Origin of the sequence: uncultured Maribacter sp., assembly GCF_947500985.1 — a bacterium.
Taxonomy (GTDB): domain Bacteria; phylum Bacteroidota; class Bacteroidia; order Flavobacteriales; family Flavobacteriaceae; genus Maribacter.
Window position 1 is genome coordinate 549,389 of the sequence record NZ_CANMTX010000003.1, and the last position, 15,159, is coordinate 564,547.

Sequence of the window (15,159 nt, forward strand, 5' to 3'; positions counted from 1 at the left end):
TCTAATTAGATGGCTTTCTTTTTTACTATAAGGCTCTTATTAGAAACCTAATTGTTTTTTAACATCAGCTAAAAGGTCTTTTCCTTTTGCAACGATTAGACCGCCACCAGCTTGTGCATCGACAACGTAATCAAATCCTTGTGCCGCTGCAACTTGTTCAATTGCTGCTTTCGCTTTTTCAGAAATAGGAGCGAATAACTCAGCTTGTTTCTTTTGGAATTCTTGTTGAGCTCTTTGTTGAGCCTCACCAATATTCTTTTCGTAACCTTGTAATTCTATAGCTCTTTTTTCGTTCTCTTCTTTAGACTTCGCCGCTGCTTCGTTTTGGTACTGTGTGTACTTGTTACGCAACTCTGTCATTGAACCTTCAATATCTGCATTGTAAGTTTCTTGTAATTTCTTAAGCTCAGCTTCTGCCGATTTCATTTCTGGCATTGCAGATAATAATTGAGTAACGTCTATATGAGCTACCTTACTTTGGGCATTTACAAAACTTGTTGTTGCTACGAACAACAATAAGGCTACCGCAATTTTTTTTACTTGTTTCATGAGTGTAATTTTAATTCTAATTGAGTGTTAATTTTTATGGTTGTTAAACCTATTTAAATAGTACCGTTATCGTCTTTTTCGGTATCGCTATTTTCTTCGTCTTCTTTATTTTCGCTTCTTTCCTTTAATTTTTCTAATCTCTTAGCTTCGCGTTCCTCTAACAACTTCTTTCTTCTTTCTTCGTATGCCTTCTTACGTTCTTCACGCAATTTTAGTTGCTCAGCTTTCGCATCGGCAGCACTTTTCTCTCTTGTCTCAGTTGCTTCAGCGGCTTTATCTAAACGCTCTTGTAATGCTTCACTTACAACTTCTTCCTCTTCATCATCAAAATCATCTAATCTACTACGATCATTTGATTTTTTAGTCGGTTTGCTAATTTTTCTTGTTCTAGCTATACCCCTTAACACTAAATCACTGATATCGTGTCTTTTTTCGGAATACAACATTACAACATCCGCAGATTTATCAAAAATAAAATCATACTTTTTATTCGTGCCAATTTTTTGTACTTCATTGAACACTTGATCTTGTATAGGCTGTATTAGCCTTCTTTTTTGCAAAACTAAATCTCCTTGCGGTCCAAAACGATCTTGTTGGTACTCGATCATTTCACGTTCCAAAATTTGAATTTCTTCTTCACGTTCTGCAATAAGCTCTGGAGTCAATAGCACTTTCTCTGCCATTAAATCTTTCTTCATCTGCTCCACAACACTTTGCTTCTGCTCGACTTCAACTTTCCAACGCTGTACTTTAGTTTCTAACTGCTCGGTAGCTTCTCTGTATTCATCTACATTCTGTAAAATGTACTCCATATCTACATAGGCCATTCTAACCCCTCTTTGGGCAAAACCCTGCATTGTAATGAAGATGACCGAAACTAGTAATAGAACTTTTGTTTTTGTACTCATTGTTAATGTCGTTTAATCCTATAGAAAATATCGTGCCAAAATTACTAAATCTTTTAAAATTAAAGGATTAGCACTAAGCACGATTATAATAATTCAATGAAAATTAAAACTGTTGACCAATGATGAAGTGTGTTTGCCATCCGCTTGGTCCTTGCCCTGCAGAAGCTGGATTAAGATCCTCATCGAATCCGTAACCAAAATCAATACCCAACAAACCAAATGCTGGCATAAAGATACGCAGCCCCACACCGGCCGATCGTTTTAATTCAAACGGATTAAAGTCTTGAAAATTGTTGAAAGAATTACCAGCCTCTAAAAATGCCAGTCCGTAAATAGATGCAGAAGGCTTCAATGTTAATGGATAACGTAACTCTAATGAGAATTTATTATAAATCAACGCCCCTTCTACAGACCCATCTTCTGAATACGGTGTTATCGCCTGTTCATCATAACCTCTTAATTGAACTACATCTCTACCATCTAATGTAAAATTACCTAAACCATCTCCACCTACGTAAAATCTTTCAAATGGCACGTCTCCAACTGCACTGTTATAATTACCTAAGAAACCAAACTCTGCATTACTGCGCAGTACTAATTTGTCGACCAACGTAGTATACCAATCTCCTTTAAATTTTACTTTATAATATTCTAACCATCTAAAGCGTTCTTGATCAATTTCTTCAAGTTCTGCCTGTTCAGCGGCAGTTCTATTAACTGAAGCAATATCTTCTATTTCTGCTGAACGATCTTGCAAAGATCTATAATCTTTATCACTAAATACAGACCATGGTGGAGTAAACTTAGCACTTATTTCAAAGTTAGAACCTCCTCTTGGGAATATACGTCCACCTTGAGTAGCATTTCTTGAGATACCAAAAGTATACGCTAATGAATTTGCCTTACCATCACCAAAGTTAAACAGACCTATGTTATAATTTCTAAAATCATACAACTGGTAACTAAGTGAGTGTGAAATGGTGAAGAAATCATCTGGCCATTGTACACGCTTTGCTAAACCTGCAGTTATACCCGTAATAGAAAACTGTTGATCCTTATCAATATCAATATCTCCACTAGTGTCAAAAGAAGCTGCAAACTGTTGCGTTCTAGACATACTTAAATTAAAACGTACTGGCTTTTTACCACCTAACCAAGGTTCTGCAAAGTTTAAGCTATATACCCTGTACGTCTGACTTGCCTGTAAACGTAAAGCGAAAGTTTGACCATCACCCATTGGTACCGGTTTGTACTTTTCTTTTTTAAATAAATTCTGAATAGAGAAGTTACTAAAAGACAGTCCTAATGTACCAATGAAACCACCGCCGCCATAACCACCTTGCAATTCTATTTGGCTAGAACCAGACTCTACCAAATTCCAAGCTAAATCTACCGTACCTTCATTTGGGTTCGCATTTAAGACATCTGGTGTAATTTGTTCCGCATCGAAAAAGCCAAGTTGACCTAATTCACGAATAGTTCTAATAATATCTGCCTTGTTGTACTTCTGACCAGGTCTTGTTCGTAATTCACGATAAATAACATGGTCATTCGTTTTATCGTTACCAGATACAGTAACGTGATCTAAGAAAGTTTCTTTACCCTCAATAATTCTAATCTCAAAATCAATAGTATCATTAGCTGCAGAAATCTCAACTGGATTTATAGTAGAAAATAAGTAACCGTTGTTTTGATACAAACTAGTAACATCACTTGGATCAGGCTTAGAATTATCTGCTATTCTTTCTCGTAACAACACACCATTATAAGTATCACCTTTTTTAATACCTAAAACCTGATTTAATTGACGGTCTGTATATACCGTATTTCCAACGAAATCAATATTACCAAAGTAATACTTATCGCCTTCTTCAACTTTTATTTTTAAATCAATGTTATTTTCATCAATCTTAATAATAGAATCAGAAATTACACGAGCATCACGGTATCCATTTTCAGCAAATTTGTCTACCAGTAAACTAAGATCTTCTTCGTAATCTTCTTGAATGTATTTTGATTTTTTCCAGAAACGACCTAATTTTTTCTGTTTGGTACTTTTCAAAGCTTTACGTAACTTCTTATCAGTCAATTGATTGTTACCTTCAAATATGATATCGCGAATTTTCACTTTATCCCCTTTGTTGACATTAACCACCATATTTTGGGTATTACCTTCAATAGTATCTTTAGAAGTAGCAATAGTAACATCAGCGTTTAAATAGCCTTGTTTTTTATACTTATTGGTGATGTAATTTTTGGAGTTAGAAATTAAACTTTCGGTAATTTTCTTTCCTTTTTTAAGATCAGTATCCTTAATTAAGCCTTCTACTTTACCTTTTTTAACACCGTAAAACTTTACATTGGTCAATGTAGGTCGTTCTATTATGTTCAATTCAAGAAAAACGGTGTTTTCTTCAATATTGGTAATAAAGATGTCTATTTCACTGAAAAGCTCAAGACCCCACAATTTTTTAATGACTGCACTAATTTGTTCTCCCGGTAATATAATAGGTTGACCTACTCTTAAGCCTGTGTACGTTTTTACGGTTTGCTCATTATAACTTTGCAGCCCGGTAACGTCTATACCACCTAAAATATAGCTTTTACCATCCTCATAGGTATCATCCTGTGCGGCGGCAATAAAGGTCGTTAAAAATAAAAGTGTAGTTAAAAAGTGGTTCAAGGATATGAACCTAGTCATATCTTTAAGTGAGTTGTTCGCTTGTTTTTCCAAATCTTCGTTCTCTGTTCTGGTAATTTTTTATGGCCTCCACCAAGTGGTGCTCTCTAAAATCAGGCCAATATACGTCAATAAAATATAACTCTGCATACGCTATTTGCCATAATAAGAAATTGCTGATCCGATGTTCTCCACTAGTACGGATAAGCAAATCTACGTCTGGTAAATCATGCGTGTAAAGATGGCTATTTATAATTTCTTGGTCAATGTTTTCAATTGAAATTATATTATTTTTAACTTTGGTACTTATCTCTTTCACCATAGATTGAAGCTCTTCTCGAGCCCCATAGCTCAAAGCCAAAGTCAGCGTCATGCCTGTGTTTTGCTTTGTTTGATCCATTACTTCGACCAACTCTCTATACGCCTTAGTAGGCAGCGCATCTATTTTACCAATAGTATTTAAACGGATGTTGTTTTTGTTAAAAGTTTTAAGTTCTTTCTTCAATGAAGACACCAATAAGCGCATAAGTGTCTGCACTTCTATCTTTGGTCTGTTCCAATTTTCTGTAGAAAAAGTATATAATGTAAGGTAGTCAACCTTCAATTGAACACATTCTTCAACGACAATTCTTACCGTTTTTACACCATGTTCGTGACCAAAAACTCTTAGTTTACCACGTTCTTTTGCCCACCTACCGTTACCGTCCATGATAATAGCAAGGTGCTTTGGAACATTCAGTTTATCAATATCGTTTATATCACTCATCTTAAAAATTACTCAAAACAATCCATACAAGGTTTTCTACCAAAGGTATAAGTTAGGGTTAAACCAGAAAATACATACCAGTCATCACTAAAAATATTACCAAATTGAAATTCTTCAAAGTTAGAACCCTCTGGGTTACTTCCATCTAAGTTATCTGTAAAAGTATACCTAGCACCAATTTCGCCCCCAAAAATAAGAAACTGATTGATACGATATTTAAAACCAACGGTCATTGGCACTGCAAAACTTCCTTCTCTTTGATTAATATCTTGTAGAACACCGCCATTAAAATACTGATAATCATACCTAAAATAGGTAAGACCCGTATACAAATAAGGTGTAAAAGCAGGACCAAGTTTGTGCAAATTATATTCTACAAAGTTAAACTCTAAACCAACAGAACCTTCTAAAATAGAATTATCAATTACATAACCCCTTTGCTGTCTTGCTGTCGAATTAGACTTATTGTCATCTGCAGTGAACTTACCGTACGTTAAACTTCCCCTCCATGCATACCTTTTACTTACGTTCCATTTAAACAATCCGCCAAAAGCAATATTAGAAGGCAAAAGATAATTTGTTTTGCCAACATCACTAATTGTATTGGCACCACCAGCAAAAATACCCACCTCATACGTCTGCGCCTGCAAACCTGACAGTGAAAAAAGCAATACTAACAACGTTATGTAACGCATAAAATAGATTTTACAATTATTGCAGATATTATATTTAATATTGAAAACGCAATAATTTTTATGTTCTCAAAAGATAAACAGCGATTAAGGGCATTTATTGTTTAAAAGTCGGCTCAATTTCGCCTATCCTCACCCCAAAGAAGCTTATTTCTTAAGGTCTTTAAAAAACTTTCTGAAGTATATTCTATCATTTTAATAGTAAAGGGTGCTTTACTAATGGTAATTTCTTGACCATTTTCTAATGATGCTATTCTTGAATCTAAAGAAACCAAGTGGTTCTCTTCTCTACCAGACACTTTTAAACGAATTACGGTATCATCTGAAATTACCAATGGTCTAGCGTTTAAATTATGTGGCGCAATAGGCGTCAAGACCAATGACTTTGCGGTAGGCACAATTACCGGACCACCACAACTTAAAGAATATCCTGTAGATCCTGTTGGGGTCGAAATAATTAATCCGTCTGCCCAATAAGAAGTCAAGTATTCGTTATTTAAAAATGTTTCGACCGTTATCATAGAGGTCGTGTCTTTTCTACTTACGGTAATTTCGTTCAATGCAAAATTAAGTTCTCCGAATTCCACATCAAGCTCCTTCGTGTTCAACTGAACCAAGCTACGTTCTACAACAGTATACGCACCTTGCTTAAACTCTCGAACTACTTTTCTAACGTCTTCTTTTTTAAAGGTGGAGAGAAATCCCAACCTACCGGTATTAACACCAACAATTGGTATACCTAAATCTTTTACAAAAGTTGTAGCTCTTAATATTGTACCATCTCCACCAAAACTAACGAACATGTCAAAAGAGGCATTCAGACCTTCATCGATTGTAAATGTGGAAAATGTTTGGGTAGTATTTTTAACTCTGTATAAATCGTAAAAATCCTTTTCAATATAAACTTCGGCAGACACCTTACTTAACTCATCTAATAACTCTATGAGATATTCAATGGCATTATCTTGATAAGTTTGACCGTATACAGCTACTTTCATATTAAACATTAAGGTATTTTTCCAAGTAATCTGAGCGATTCTTTAAATCTTCAAGAAACTCATCGTCACTATTTCCAAATACAATATTATAATTATATCGCCTAAAAGTCTGCACTACCTTATTGTAATTATTAGCCGTGATTTTTAATGTCACCTCAATAATATCATTTTGGGTATTAGTAATAAAACCACCGTAAAGTTTGGCATTATTACTTTCAACTATCTGTGCAATTTCACTAAAAGAGTAATCTTTAGTTCCTTTTGCTACAACCAAAATACTACCAGGATCAGTGAAGAACGGAGTATCAATAAATTCAGAAACAATATCAGTTAAACAGTAGTAACCAGTTACTTCTTCTTTCTCATTGATTACAGGAAGAAGATTAGCTTCATTACGCGCAAAAATCTCCAAGACATCTAACCAATTGGTATCTCTACGAGCAAAAAAACTTTGCAGCTCATACCGGAACTCTTCGATTTTAGCATCTGGCTGCAACCCGTCTGCATCTATTTCAGAGAAAAGTCCTAAAAACCTTCCTTCCTCCAAAATAGCAATATGGGAATAGGTTGAGTCCTGAAAAAATTCTAGAATTTTCTCAGTAGTATCCTTAATATCGAATACTGGTAAGTTCGTAATGATATGTTCTTGAATATGCATAGGCTATATATAACGCAAAATAACAATTAATAATATCAAAAGGCGTGCCTTATTTGTATTTTTGATGCTCTTAAAAGGTAAATAAGACATAATGACAAAACTCAGCGTTAACGTAAACAAAATTGCAACTCTCAGAAATGCCCGTGGCGGTAATGTTCCAGATTTACTTAAGGTATCTAAAGATTTAGAAGGTTTTGGTGCACAAGGAATCACTATTCATCCAAGACCAGACGAACGCCATATTAGATACCAAGATGCACGAGATTTAAAAAAAACAGTAACGACGGAATTTAATATTGAAGGTAATCCGGTTCCAAAATTCATTGAACTAGTTCTTGAGTTAAAACCAGAACAAGTGACCTTGGTACCCGATTCTGTTGATGCAATTACCTCTAATGCCGGTTGGGACACCCTAAAAAACAAAGAGTTTTTATCCGATGTCATTAAAACCTTTAAAGATGCCGGTATTCGCACTTCTATATTTGTAGATCCAGATCCAAAAATGATCGAAGGCGCAAAAGCTGTTGGCACCGATAGAATTGAATTATATACCGAGAGCTACGCAACCGATTATGCACAAAACAAAGAAAAAGCGATAAAACCATTTATTGAAGCCGCTGAACGCGCAAACAAACTAGGTATTGGCATAAATGCTGGTCATGATTTAAGTTTAGACAACATTGAATATTTTACTAAAAATATACCTAACTTACTAGAAGTATCTATAGGTCATGCATTAATTAGCGAAGCATTGTACTTAGGGCTTGACAATGTGGTAAACATGTATTTACACAGATTAAAATGAAACAGATATTACATTCAGTAATTTTAGGAGAAGGTAAACCTTTGTGTATTTTACACGGATTTCTTGGCATGTTAGATAATTGGAAAACGCTAGGGACTTTATATGCAGAAAATGGTTTTTGTGTGCACCTAATAGATCAAAGAAATCACGGCAAAAGTTTTCATTCACCAGATTTCAATTATGATATACTTGCAGATGATTTTCTGAATTATTTAGATGAACATAATATCGAAAGCACTGCAATAATCGGTCATTCTATGGGAGGTAAAACAGCTATGCAATTTGCATGCACATACCCTGAGCGAGTAAACAAACTGCTTGTTGCAGATATCGCTCCAAAATATTACCCTCCACATCATCAAGAAATTATTAATGGTTTAAACACTATTGATACCACAAATTTGAAATCAAGAAAAGATGCCGACGAACAATTAAAGAAATACATTTCAAATGCAGGCATTCGTCAATTTCTATTGAAAAATTTATATAGAAATGATGATAAAAAATTATGCTTTAAATTCAACTTAAAGGTGCTCAGCGAGAAGATGGAAGAAATTGGGGACAACATCAATAGCACAGACAGTTTTGACGGCCCCACATTGTTTTTAAGAGGAGACAAATCTGAATATGTTACCAAAAATGACACTGAAATCATACACCGCCACTTTCCAAAAGCAACTGTAGAAACTATAGATAATGCAGGACACTGGTTACATGCTGAAAATCCAGAGCAATTTTTTAAAAAATCACTCACCTTTTTCAATAAAGAATAAATAACTATACTAATTTAAAACCAAGACCCATGAAACTAATTTTAAGAATTCTATTGAGCGCCGTTGCTGTAATTATCTTAGCAAATGTATTACCAAACGTATCTGTAGACGGTTTTATGACCGCTGTAATCGTAGCTGTAGTATTAAGCATTTTAAATCTGCTTGTCAAACCAATATTAGTGATATTAACACTACCCGTAACCGTTATTACCTTTGGCTTATTTCTATTAATCATTAATGCAATAATTATTTTATTGGCAGATAAACTTATTGATGGTTTTGCCGTTGGCAACATTTGGTGGGCATTGATTTTTAGCCTCTTGCTATCTTTTTTACAATCCATCTTTTTTACACTGTTAAAAGACGACAAGTCGTAGTTGCTTGTGATTTGAAATTCAATACTTTAAAAAATTGGTTGACTTTGCAAAATGTAGTATTTTTGCATCCCATTTTATACATGCAAATAGATAATAAGGAATGAATATTACGAAAGAGCAGATAGACGATTTAAATGCAGTAGTTAAAGTTGCTATCACAAAAGAAGATTACCAAGATAAGGTAGATACCATTTTAAAGGATTATAAGAAGCAATCTAATATTCCTGGTTTTAGAAAAGGCCAAGTTCCTATGGGTCTTATTAAAAAGCAATATGGTAAAGCCGTATTGGTTGATGAAGTAAACAAATTGTTGCAAGACAATCTTAACAAATACCTAACTGAAGAAAAGTTAGACGTTTTAGGTAACCCATTACCAAAACAACAAGACAATTTTGACTGGGATCAAGATGAATTGGCTTTTGAATTTGAATTAGGTCTAGCTCCTAATTTCGAGGTTTCTTTGAAAACTAAAAAACCTATTACTCAATATAAAATTGTTGCCGACAAAAAAATGATCGACGAGCAAGTTGAACGTATTCAAAAGCAATACGGTAAACTTGTGACTAAAGATGTTGTTAGAAAGAATGATGAAGTAAGCGGTACATTTACAAATGAAGCTGAAGAAATTGATAACAAAACCTTACTTGAAACTGACAAGTTGAAGAGTAAAAAAGCTCTAGATGCATTAAAAGGCAAAAAAGTTGGTGATGTTGTTACGTTAAAAACCAAAGGTTTATTCACCGAAGATTACATGTTATCTAGCGCCTTAGGTGTTGATAAGCAAAAAGCTGAGTCTTTAGATACTGAAGTTACTTTCACTATTTCTGAAATTAACGAAAGAGAAGCTGCTGAATTAAATCAAGAATTGTTCGATAAACTTTTTGGTCCTGACAGCGTAAAAACTGAAAAGGAATTAAAAGAGCGTATCAAAGAAGATTCTGAAAAGCAATTTGAGCAACAGTCCGATCAAAAATTATTGAATGACGTTACAGAATATTTCATTGACAATACCAAATTTGAACTACCAACTGGTTTCTTAACCAAGTGGATTCAAATGACTGGTGAGGAGCCACTATCTGAAGAGCAAGCTGTTGAAGAATATGCGAAATCTGAAAAAGGATTACGCTACCAATTAATTGAAGGTAAAATAATTCGCGATAATGAACTACAAGTTCAGTTTGATGAATTGAAAGAATTCTCAAAAGGATTTATTCGTTCTCAAATGGCACAATTTGGTCAATTGGATCCTAAAGAAGAAGAATTAGACAGTATTGCCGCAAGAGTTCTTGGTAACCAAGATGAAGTAAAAAGACTATCAGAACAATTGATGAGTCAAAAATTATTGAATCTTTACAAAGAAAAGGCAAATCTTAAAACAAAGGAAGTTACCTATGAAAATTTCGTGAAAGAAGTTTACGGATAAATTCCAAACAATAAATTAAGTATCTTTACGGTGCCGGAAATAAAATTTTCGGCACCTTTTTTTACTCTAAAATATAGACATACAATTTATGGATTACGGAAAAGAATTCAAGAATTTCGCTATAAACGATCAAGGCATTAGCAGCACTTATTACGACTCTATAATGAGCAGCATGTACCCAACGAACATGACGCCTAACATTATTGAAGAACGTTCTATGAACATTGTTGCAATGGACGTTTACTCACGTTTAATGATGGATCGCATCATTTTTATGGGCACTGGCATAAATGACCAAGTAGCAAATATTATACAAGCACAATTATTATTTTTAGCCAGTGTTGATGCTAAAAAAGATATTCAAATTTACATTAACTCGCCAGGTGGCAGTGTTTATGCAGGTTTAGGCATTTATGACACCATGCAGTTCATTACGCCAGATGTTGCTACTATCTGCACCGGTATGGCCGCTTCTATGGGAGCTGTACTTTTATGCGCTGGTGAAAAAGGAAAACGTAGTGGTCTACAACACTCTCGTGTTATGATTCACCAACCAATGGGAGGTGCTCAAGGTCAAGCTAGTGATATTGAAATTACAGCTAGAGAGATATTGAAATTAAAAGACGAATTGTACCAAATTATAGCAGAGCACTCTGGTACCGATATTGAGAAAGTTCGTGATGATAGTGACCGTGATTACTGGATGAAAGCTGATGAAGCGCTTAAATATGGTATGATTGATGAAATATTGGTAAGGGAAAAGAAGTAAATCCGACTAATTGAATCAAATAAATTAATGGATTTTAAACCAAAAACGATTTTTGATCGTTAAGGAATAGAATAGAGAAGATAGATAATGGCAAAGGAAAATTTAGAGTGTTCATTTTGCGGTAGAAAAAAGCCAGAAACCAATTTATTGATTGCTGGGCTAGATGCGCATATTTGTGACCGCTGTATAGAGCAAGCTCACGGCATTGTTGCCGAAGAATCAAAACAGACAAAGACCAACGATCTTTCTTCTGAACTAGTTTTAAAGAAGCCTCAAGAAATTAAGGAATTTTTAGACACTTTTATTATAGGACAAGAGCGTACCAAAAAGGTAATGTCAGTTGCTGTTTACAACCACTACAAAAGGTTATTACAACCTACATCTGCAGAAGATGATATAGAGATCCAAAAAAGCAACATTATTATGGTTGGGCAAACCGGTACCGGTAAGACCCTAATGGCTAAAACCATTGCCAAATTACTTAATGTACCATTGGCGATTGTTGATGCTACAGTATTAACTGAAGCTGGTTATGTTGGTGAAGATGTAGAAAGTATTCTTACCCGTCTTTTACAAGCAGCAGATTACAATCTTGAAAAAGCTGAAAGAGGAATTGTTTTTATTGATGAAATCGATAAAATTGCCCGTAAGAGTGATAACCCTTCAATTACAAGAGATGTATCTGGAGAAGGAGTGCAACAAGGTCTTCTTAAATTATTGGAAGGTACCGTAGTAAACGTTCCGCCAAAAGGAGGCAGAAAGCACCCAGATCAAAAATTCATTGAAGTAAATACGGAGAACATTCTATTTATTGCCGGTGGAGCTTTTGACGGCATCGAGCGTGCTATTACAAAACGTTTAAATATGCAAGCTGTTGGCTATAGCGCTTCTAAATCTGATAACTTTTTAGATGACAGTAATTTATTGCAATACATCATTCCAAGAGATTTAAAAGATTTTGGACTTATACCTGAGATTATAGGTAGACTTCCAGTTCTAACACATATGAATCCGTTAGACAAAAAGACATTAAGAGCTATCTTGACAGAACCTAAGAATGCGATTATAAAACAATATGAGAAGTTGTTTGCAATGGACGATATTACATTCACCATTACAGACCAGGCTTTAGATTATATTGTAGAAAAAGCAATTGAGTATAAACTTGGAGCAAGAGGATTAAGATCTTTATGCGAAGCCATTTTTACTGACGCAATGTTCGAGATGCCAAGTACAAGTGATACAAATTTCAAAGTAACAAAACCATATGCCGAAGAAATGTTATCTCACGATACCATTAAAAAACTGAAGGCAGTTTCATAATATTTTATCAAAGTATTGAATATAAAAAAAGCGAAGATTTAAATCTTCGCTTTTTTTATGCTTTACTCTTTATATTATTTTCAAACCACTTTTTTAATCTGTGGTGTAATTTGCGTTACTTCTTGTAATAGATCCATACATACTTTTTGAATGATTTTCTCATCTGTATATAATGTATGTCCGTAATTAGGTAATACCTCCATATCTACACCTAAATTACTTGCCCATTCTTCACTTGGCTTAAACTCATCATTAGCACCATATACCAAATTAAAAGGTACCATAGGTTTATCATTTGATTTACGGATTCTTGTAGGAGAAACACCGTATAAAGACTTAACAGGCAAACCTTTTTTCGCAGCTTCCCAAACAATAGTCGCCCCTGTACTAAAAGCAAGATAATAGCAAGCTTCCGTTTCTTTTTTCAATAAATGTGCCGCAGCAGTTTCAGTACCACCTTCTATAAAAGCATTATGTACGTTCTCTTCTGTTTGAATGAGAATATCTAAATTAGCTAGCTGTTGACTATCATAAAAAGTAATATCAAAATATTGTTGTAGATACCCTAAGTATGAAGTAATCCATAGTCCTTTTTTAGCACCCCACATATCGGAAACAATCACTAATTTGTCTGCCATAATAATAGTATTTATAGTTTTGGTTAAGTTTTACTTCAGCAAGTTGAAACAATAACTGCACTTACAACCATTTAATTGTTTACACGCTTAAAAATATCGGTGTAGTCCATTTTATCGTAAATAAAGTAAGACAAAAACAACTACAACTATGGTTTAAGGCAAAAACTACATTAATCAAGACAAATGTATAGTAACTATTAAGGTTATATAAAAGTTTGTTGTGATTAGACTAATAATTAGTGTGAATAGAGTTATTTACTTGTTCATTCGCAAAAGCTTTTCTATATAATCCCTCTTATTTGACAATCTCGGAATTTTATGCTGCCCACCTAGCTTGTCATTTGACTTCAGCCAATCATAGAATAAATTCTTACGTGCTATGTGAACTAATGGAGCATTCAAGGTAATATTATTTAATCTTTTAGCTTCATAATCTGAATTGACAGATTTTAATGCATCATCAAAAATTTCTACAAAAGCACTAAAGTCTTCCGGTAAGGTTCTAAATTCCATAATCCACTCGTGCGCACCTTTTTCTTTACCCTCCATAAAAACGGGTCCGGCAGTATAATCCATTATTTCGGCCTCCGTTTTTGCACATGCTATTTTTAAAGCTTCTTCAGCATTCTCTATAATAAGCTCTTCGCCAAATACATTTATATGGTGTTTTGTACGACCGGTAACTTTAATTCTATAAGGATTTTTAGATGTAAACCGAACCGTATCTCCAATTTTATACCTCCACAATCCTGAGTTCGTAGTAATAATTATAGCATAATTTTTTCCTAATTCTATGCTCCACAGAGGTATCGCCTCTTCATTAAATGTGCCATAAACATCCATCGGAATAAACTCATAGAAAATACCGTAGTCTAACATCAGCAATAAATCATCTGCTCCATTTCTATCTTGAATAGCAAAGAAGCCTTCAGAAGCATTATAGATTTCGTAGTATCTAAAATTGCCATTAGGAAGAATCTTTTTGTACTGTTCTTTGTAAGGGTTAAAATTTACACCACCATGAAAGTATACTTCTAGGTTTTCCCAAACTTGAAATAAATTTTCTTTTCCTGTTTCTTCAAGTACTTTATTCATTAATACCAACATCCAAGAAGGTACTCCGGCCAAACTAGTAACATTTTCTTGAACGCTTTCATGAATGATGGCCATAAGCTTACTCTCCCACTCACTCATTAACGAAACCTTATTACTAGGCGTACTACTGTACTCTGCCCATAAAGGCATGTTATCAATCAAAATAGCGGATAAGTCTCCAAATAAAGACCCATTATCCTCGTAAAGCTCTTTACTACCTCCTAGTCGTAAACTCTTTCCAGTAAAAAGCTGTGAGTTTTCGTTGTTATTTAAATAAAGGCATAATAAATCTTTACTAGACTTATAATGACAATCTTCTAATGCCTCGCCACTAACAGGTATAAATTTACTTTTGGCATCTGTTGTTCCGCTACTTTTAGCGAATAATTTTACTTTGGTAGGCCAAAACAGATTTTGCTCACCTCTTCTAGTACGTTCTATAATTGGCTGAATCTCTTCATAAGAAACTATAGGTAACCGTTCTTTAAAATCATTGTACGAATTAATCGACTCAAAATCATAGGTTCTACCAACCTCGGTATCTTCTGCAAATTCAAGTAGTTGAAGCAAAACCTCTTCTTGAACCTCATCAGGATACTTTAAAAAAAGTTCGATTTGATGGTAACGTTTTTTTAGCAACCAAGAGGCAATTGAATTAAATAGGGTAATTGGCATTTATAGGTATCTTTGTATTGTTAAAAATAG

Annotated in this window: 15 protein-coding genes; 6 read left to right on the top strand and 9 right to left on the bottom strand. The window is 34.3% G+C overall.

All coding sequences use genetic code 11. The annotated features are described in order from the left end of the window. Positions 1–39 precede the first annotated feature (39 nt). The 7 genes from Q0871_RS08890 to Q0871_RS08920 all read right to left on the bottom strand — a co-directional run bounded on the left by Q0871_RS08890 (position 40) and on the right by Q0871_RS08920 (position 7,251). Positions 40–549, bottom strand: coding sequence for an OmpH family outer membrane protein (locus Q0871_RS08890; RefSeq protein ID WP_299321168.1), 510 nt, complete (start codon positions 547–549; stop codon positions 40–42). Between the two features lie 53 nt (positions 550–602). After that, positions 603–1,457, bottom strand: coding sequence for an OmpH family outer membrane protein (locus Q0871_RS08895; RefSeq protein ID WP_299321169.1), 855 nt, complete (start codon positions 1,455–1,457; stop codon positions 603–605). A gap of 103 nt (positions 1,458–1,560) precedes the next feature. Then, the gene (locus tag Q0871_RS08900; protein ID WP_299321281.1) at positions 1,561–4,158 is read right to left on the bottom strand and encodes a POTRA domain-containing protein; all 2,598 of its coding nucleotides are present in this window, start codon (positions 4,156–4,158) and stop codon (positions 1,561–1,563) included. A 4-nt stretch (positions 4,159–4,162) separates the two neighbouring features. Next, entirely contained in the window at positions 4,163–4,903 is a 741-nt protein-coding gene (locus Q0871_RS08905) for an isoprenyl transferase (protein WP_299321170.1), read from the bottom strand. A gap of 8 nt (positions 4,904–4,911) precedes the next feature. Further along, the gene (locus Q0871_RS08910) at positions 4,912–5,598 is read right to left on the bottom strand and encodes a DUF6089 family protein (RefSeq protein ID WP_299321171.1); all 687 of its coding nucleotides are present in this window, start codon (positions 5,596–5,598) and stop codon (positions 4,912–4,914) included. Positions 5,599–5,711: 113 nt separating this feature from the next. Next, complete coding sequence (locus Q0871_RS08915) at positions 5,712–6,593, bottom strand: NAD kinase (RefSeq protein WP_299321172.1); 882 nt, start codon at positions 6,591–6,593, stop codon at positions 5,712–5,714. A gap of 1 nt (position 6,594) precedes the next feature. Continuing rightward, positions 6,595–7,251 carry a CBS domain-containing protein gene (locus Q0871_RS08920; protein WP_299321173.1) on the bottom strand — a complete coding sequence of 219 codons (657 nt, stop codon included), beginning with the start codon at positions 7,249–7,251 and terminating at the stop codon, positions 6,595–6,597. 91 nt (positions 7,252–7,342) lie between these two features. Between Q0871_RS08920 and Q0871_RS08925 the strand changes: the two genes are divergently transcribed. From Q0871_RS08925 to clpX, 6 genes are all read left to right on the top strand, one after another. Beyond that, positions 7,343–8,056: a pyridoxine 5'-phosphate synthase gene (locus tag Q0871_RS08925; RefSeq protein WP_299321174.1), complete on the top strand. Its 714-nt coding sequence runs from the start codon at positions 7,343–7,345 to the stop codon at positions 8,054–8,056. Continuing rightward, positions 8,053–8,829 carry an alpha/beta fold hydrolase gene (locus Q0871_RS08930; protein ID WP_299321175.1) on the top strand — a complete coding sequence of 259 codons (777 nt, stop codon included), beginning with the start codon at positions 8,053–8,055 and terminating at the stop codon, positions 8,827–8,829. The genes Q0871_RS08925 and Q0871_RS08930 overlap by 4 nt, the downstream gene beginning before the upstream one ends. A 29-nt stretch (positions 8,830–8,858) precedes the next feature. Continuing rightward, complete coding sequence (locus tag Q0871_RS08935) at positions 8,859–9,206, top strand: phage holin family protein (protein ID WP_073242464.1); 348 nt, start codon at positions 8,859–8,861, stop codon at positions 9,204–9,206. 100 nt (positions 9,207–9,306) lie between these two features. Beyond that, on the top strand, positions 9,307–10,629 hold the full coding sequence (gene tig, locus Q0871_RS08940) for a trigger factor (RefSeq protein ID WP_299321176.1): 1,323 nt from the start codon (positions 9,307–9,309) through the stop codon (positions 10,627–10,629). 88 nt (positions 10,630–10,717) lie between these two features. After that, positions 10,718–11,398: an ATP-dependent Clp endopeptidase proteolytic subunit ClpP gene (clpP, locus tag Q0871_RS08945; RefSeq protein ID WP_133671851.1), complete on the top strand. Its 681-nt coding sequence runs from the start codon at positions 10,718–10,720 to the stop codon at positions 11,396–11,398. Between the two features lie 87 nt (positions 11,399–11,485). Next, a complete protein-coding gene (gene clpX / locus Q0871_RS08950; RefSeq protein WP_299321177.1) occupies positions 11,486–12,721 on the top strand; it encodes an ATP-dependent Clp protease ATP-binding subunit ClpX in 1,236 nt (411 codons plus the stop codon). Between the two features lie 80 nt (positions 12,722–12,801). Here clpX and Q0871_RS08955 read toward each other — a convergent pair whose 3' ends face one another. Both Q0871_RS08955 and Q0871_RS08960 read right to left on the bottom strand, forming a co-directional pair. Further along, positions 12,802–13,359 (bottom strand): hypothetical protein, encoded by a 558-nt coding sequence (locus Q0871_RS08955; protein WP_299321178.1) that lies wholly within the window; start codon positions 13,357–13,359, stop codon positions 12,802–12,804. Positions 13,360–13,614: 255 nt separating this feature from the next. Beyond that, positions 13,615–15,129, bottom strand: a complete 1,515-nt coding sequence (locus Q0871_RS08960; RefSeq protein WP_299321179.1) for a GH3 auxin-responsive promoter family protein — start codon at positions 15,127–15,129, stop codon at positions 13,615–13,617. Between the last annotated feature and the right edge of the window lie 30 nt (positions 15,130–15,159).